Here is a 3,909-nt window from a genome sequence, read left to right as displayed (position 1 = left end):
AGTTTCGGAGATCCCGGTGCGGCCGCGTCGATGGTCCGCGACGCCGGTGCCCTGGTGGCGATGCAGGTAGGGAACACAGCAGACCTGCAGCGAGCGCTGGCCGCCGACATCGACGTCGTCGTGGTGCGGGGAAGCGAAGGCGGCGGGCACGGCCGGAACGAGGTGGCGACCTTGCCGCTGCTGCAGCTGGCACTGGACGCAACGGACAAACCGGTGCTGGCTGCGGGCGGAATTGCCACCGCGCGCGGGGTGGCGGCCGCGCTGGGAGCGGGTGCCCAGGGCGCCTGGGTTGGCACGCGCTTCGCTGCCTGCACTGAATCCCTCAGCCATGCCAAGTTCAAGGAAGCCATCGCCGGAGCGAGCACCGATGACACCGTCTATACCCGCGCCTTCGACATCGCCCAACACATCGCGTGGCCGCCGGAATTCGGCGGCCGGGCGTTGCGGAACCGATTCAGCGACCGGTGGGCTGACGATCTGCAGCGATTGCAGGAGGAGGTTGCCGCTTCTTCAGGGGTCACGGAGGCACTCGCAGCTGCACGGCGGACAGCCGATACAACCACGGCGCCGGTCTATGCCGGGCAGTCTGCGGGGATCACGCGCGGACAGGAATCAGCCGCGGAGGTGATGGCCGACCTGGCGGGTTTCCGCAGCCACCTCAAGTCGGCCGCGTCCCGCTGGACGGCTCAGTCGCCGTCCTCGTAACTGTCGATCTCGGCAATCTCAATGGCTTCCACCGCACCGATGCCAAAGCGGCTGTTTCCCAACCGGCGGATGATGACCGTCAGCCGGTCCTTGAGTTCATCCATCTGGTCGCCGTCGCCGCTGCTGAGCAGCCGCTCCAGTTCGGCAGCCTGTTTGAGCGCCTGTTTGCCTTCGTCAGTGATCTGGACGATCTGCCGGCGACGGTCAACATCGCTGCGGGCCCGGATGATGTGCCCATGGACTTCCAGGCGGCCCAGGGTCTTGCCCATGGTCTGCGCCTGAACTCGAACTCGGTTGGCCAGCTGGGCTTGGGTCATTTCCCCCTCGGCGGCCAGCACTTCCAGGGCGATGACACCGGCGTGCGTGAGGCCGAGACCGGCCAATTTGTCGTTCCATTCGTGCTCGACCAACCGCGCGGCGGTGGAGAGCAACCGTGGCATCGGCCAATTTTTCAGATCCGGCATGCCCACAAGTATACGTACGAGCTCCGGGCCCGCGCAGGGCGGACATGGATATGCTGGTGCCGGAACCCCAAATCAACAAGGAGCTGTCCATGGCCGAACGGCTGTCCCCCGGCGACACTGCACCGGAATTCACCCTGTCGGACTCCGCCGGCAACACCGTCTCGTTGACCGATTATCGTGGCCAAAATGTTGTGGTGTACTTCTATCCCGCAGCCTCGACGCCCGGCTGCACGAAGCAGGCCTGCGACTTCCGGGACAATCTGGCATCCCTGAAGAGCGCCGGATACGAGGTGCTGGGCGTCTCCCCCGATCCGTTGCCGAAGCTGGTGAAGTTCGCCGAAAAGGAAGAGCTGAACTTCCCGCTGCTTTCCGACGAGGATCACGCCGTGGCTGAGGCGTATGCCGCCTGGGGCGAAAAGAAGAACTACGGAAAGGTCTACGAGGGCCTGATCCGCTCCACGGTCGTGGTGGATCCGGAGGGCAAGGTCGCAGCGGCGCAGTACAACGTCCGCGCCACGGGGCACGTAGCCAAGCTGCGCCGCGACCTGGGCCTGGACAATTAGGTCCCTTGTCCACATCACCACACTGCAAGAGGCCCGCCTCCATGCCGGTAGACTGATTGCTGTTCCGGGAGCCCCCGGAACGATGCGCGAGTGGCGGAATTGGTAGACGCGCTGGATTTAGGTTCCAGTGTCTTCGGACGTGCGGGTTCAAGTCCCGCCTTGCGCACCTTTGCCAAGAGCCCCGCAGCCTCAGCCGCTGCGGGGCTTTTTCATGCCCGCGCCCCCTTACCGGACGGCCGCGCAGGGAGCAACGCACAGCCGTCGTGCCGGATGCCCGCCGGGCCTGTCACCAAATTGTGATGTTTTTAGCAAACCGCCGAACCTGAAACCCATGCTTTCGATCTGTCCTGTGACTAAGCTCTCATCAAGCGAAGCTGTGCCATCGCGCGGCTTTGCCGGTCGCCGCACACACGGTCGGCGCCCCACCTCACATCAACGAGGAGCAGTCCATGTCATTCACTGGCACCACTTCCGGGGGCCCGCGCCGAGGCCGGCGCAGAGCAGCGGTTATTGCCGGCCTTGCCGCCGGTGCACTCATCCTGTCCGGCTGCGCCGCGAGCGAGCGCGGTAACAGCGGAGGCACGGCAAGCGAAGGAGCCGTCAATTCGACGTTCGTTTTCGCTGCGTCCTCGGATCCGAAATCGTTGGATCCGGCTTTCGCCAGCGATGGCGAGACCTTCCGTGTCAGCCGCCAGATCTTCGAAGGTCTGGTGGGCGTCAAGCCTGGCACGCCCGACCCGGCCCCCTCGCTGGCCGAATCCTGGGAAGCTTCCGACGGCGGCCTCTCCTACACATTCCAGCTGAAGGATGGCGTCAAGTTCCACGACAATACCGACTTCAACGCCGAGGCGGTGTGCTTCAACTTCGACCGCTGGTACAACTTCAAGGGGATCCAGCAATCCCAGGCGATGAGTTACTACTACGGCTCCCTGTTCCGCGGGTACTCGGACTCGCCCAAGACCGCCGTGTACAAGTCCTGCGAGGCCGTCAGCGACACCGAAGTGAAGGTCAACCTGACCGAACCATTTGCCGGCTTCATCCCGGCGCTGTCCCTCCCGGCCTTCGCGATGCAGAGCCCAACCGCACTGAAGAAGTTTAACGCCGAGGAGGTCGGCGGCTCCGCAGAAGCCCCGGAGCTGAGCGAATACGCCATGGGCCATCCGGTTGGCACCGGCCCGTTCAAGTTCGACAGCTGGTCCGTCGGCGAGTCCGTGCAGCTCTCGGCCTTCGACGGCTACTGGGGTGAGCAGGGCCAGGTGCAGAAGATCATCTTCAGGGTCATCGACGACCCCAATGCCCGCCGGCAAGCGCTCGAGGCCGGAGACGTCGACGGCTACGATCTGGTGGCACCGGCGGACACGCAGGCCTTGGCCGATGCAGGCTTCAACGTCGTTGCGCGTGATCCGTTCACCATCCTGTATCTGGGCATGAACCAGAAAGTGGAGGCGCTGAAGGACCTCAAGGTCCGCCAGGCGCTGGCCTATGCCATCGACAAGGAAGCGCTGGTCAACCAGACGCTGCCCGAGGGCACCAAGGTTGCCACGCAGTTCGTCCCGGATACCGTCAACGGCTACAACCCGGACGTGACCACCTACGAGTACAACCCGGAGAAGGCCAAAGAGCTGCTCAAAGAAGCCGGTTACGGCGACGGCCTGGAGCTGATGTTCAACTACCCCACGGGCGTCTCCCGGCCGTACATGCCGACGCCGGAACAGGCGTTTACCAACATCAGCGCCCAGCTGGAGGACGTGGGGATCACCATCAAGGCGCAGCCGGACAAGTGGTCGCCTGACTACTTGGACCGGATCCAGGCCAGCGATGACCACGGCATCCACCTCCTGGGCTGGACCGGCGACTACAACGACACGGACAACTTCGTCGGGGTTTTCTTCGGCCAGGAGAAGCCGGAGTTCGGCTTCAAGAACCAGGAACTGTTCGGCAAGCTGTCCAAGGCCCGCGCCACGGGCACGGTCGAACAAGCGACGCCGCTGTACGAGGAGATCAACGAGGACATCGCTCAGCTCCTTCCGGCAATCCCGCTGGCGCACCCGGCGCCGTCGCTCGCCTTCGCCCCGCGGGTCGAGTCCTACCCGGCCAGCCCGGTGAATGACGAAGTGTTCAACATGGTCAAGCTCACGGAGTAGCCGTCCCCGGCCGGGACCCGCCCTGAGGCGGGT

General features: G+C 64.5%; 4 protein-coding genes and 1 tRNA gene. 4 read left to right on the top strand and 1 reads right to left on the bottom strand.

The window, feature by feature from the left end:
• Window positions 1–705 (top strand): NAD(P)H-dependent flavin oxidoreductase (locus tag AC5RWT_RS35280; RefSeq protein WP_494084282.1); only part of this gene is annotated, 705 nt, incomplete at its 5' end.
• On the opposite strand, the gene AC5RWT_RS35275 is transcribed toward AC5RWT_RS35280, so the two are convergent.
• Window positions 687–1,169 carry a MarR family winged helix-turn-helix transcriptional regulator gene (locus AC5RWT_RS35275; protein WP_494084281.1) on the bottom strand — a complete coding sequence of 161 codons (483 nt, stop codon included), beginning with the start codon at window positions 1,167–1,169 and terminating at the stop codon, window positions 687–689. The genes AC5RWT_RS35280 and AC5RWT_RS35275 overlap by 19 nt on opposite strands.
• Before the next feature lie 89 nt (window positions 1,170–1,258).
• Here AC5RWT_RS35275 and bcp point away from each other — a divergent pair, with 89 nt between their 5' ends.
• From bcp to AC5RWT_RS35260, 3 genes are all read left to right on the top strand, one after another.
• Window positions 1,259–1,732 (top strand): thioredoxin-dependent thiol peroxidase, encoded by a 474-nt coding sequence (bcp, locus tag AC5RWT_RS35270; protein WP_493968036.1) that lies wholly within the window; start codon window positions 1,259–1,261, stop codon window positions 1,730–1,732.
• Between the two features lie 84 nt (window positions 1,733–1,816).
• Window positions 1,817–1,898: transfer RNA gene (locus AC5RWT_RS35265), tRNA-Leu, on the top strand.
• 283 nt (window positions 1,899–2,181) lie between these two features.
• On the top strand, window positions 2,182–3,876 hold the full coding sequence (locus tag AC5RWT_RS35260; RefSeq protein WP_494084280.1) for an ABC transporter substrate-binding protein: 1,695 nt from the start codon (window positions 2,182–2,184) through the stop codon (window positions 3,874–3,876).
• Window positions 3,877–3,909: the final 33 nt, after the last annotated feature.

The sequence above is a fragment of the Arthrobacter sp. Dra40 genome (assembly GCF_059091905.1).
The sequence above is the reverse complement of the archived record's forward strand: the minus strand, read 5'-3'. Positions and strand labels throughout refer to the sequence as shown.

Bases quoted from the DNA above. Each gene is read 5' to 3' on its own strand.
- AC5RWT_RS35275 (WP_494084281.1), bottom strand. From the start codon at position 1,169: ATGCCGGATCTGAAAAATTGGCCGATGCCACGGTTGCTCTCCACCGCC.
- bcp (WP_493968036.1), top strand. From the start codon at position 1,259: ATGGCCGAACGGCTGTCCCCCGGCGACACTGCACCGGAATTCACCCTG.
- AC5RWT_RS35260 (WP_494084280.1), top strand. From the start codon at position 2,182: ATGTCATTCACTGGCACCACTTCCGGGGGCCCGCGCCGAGGCCGGCGC.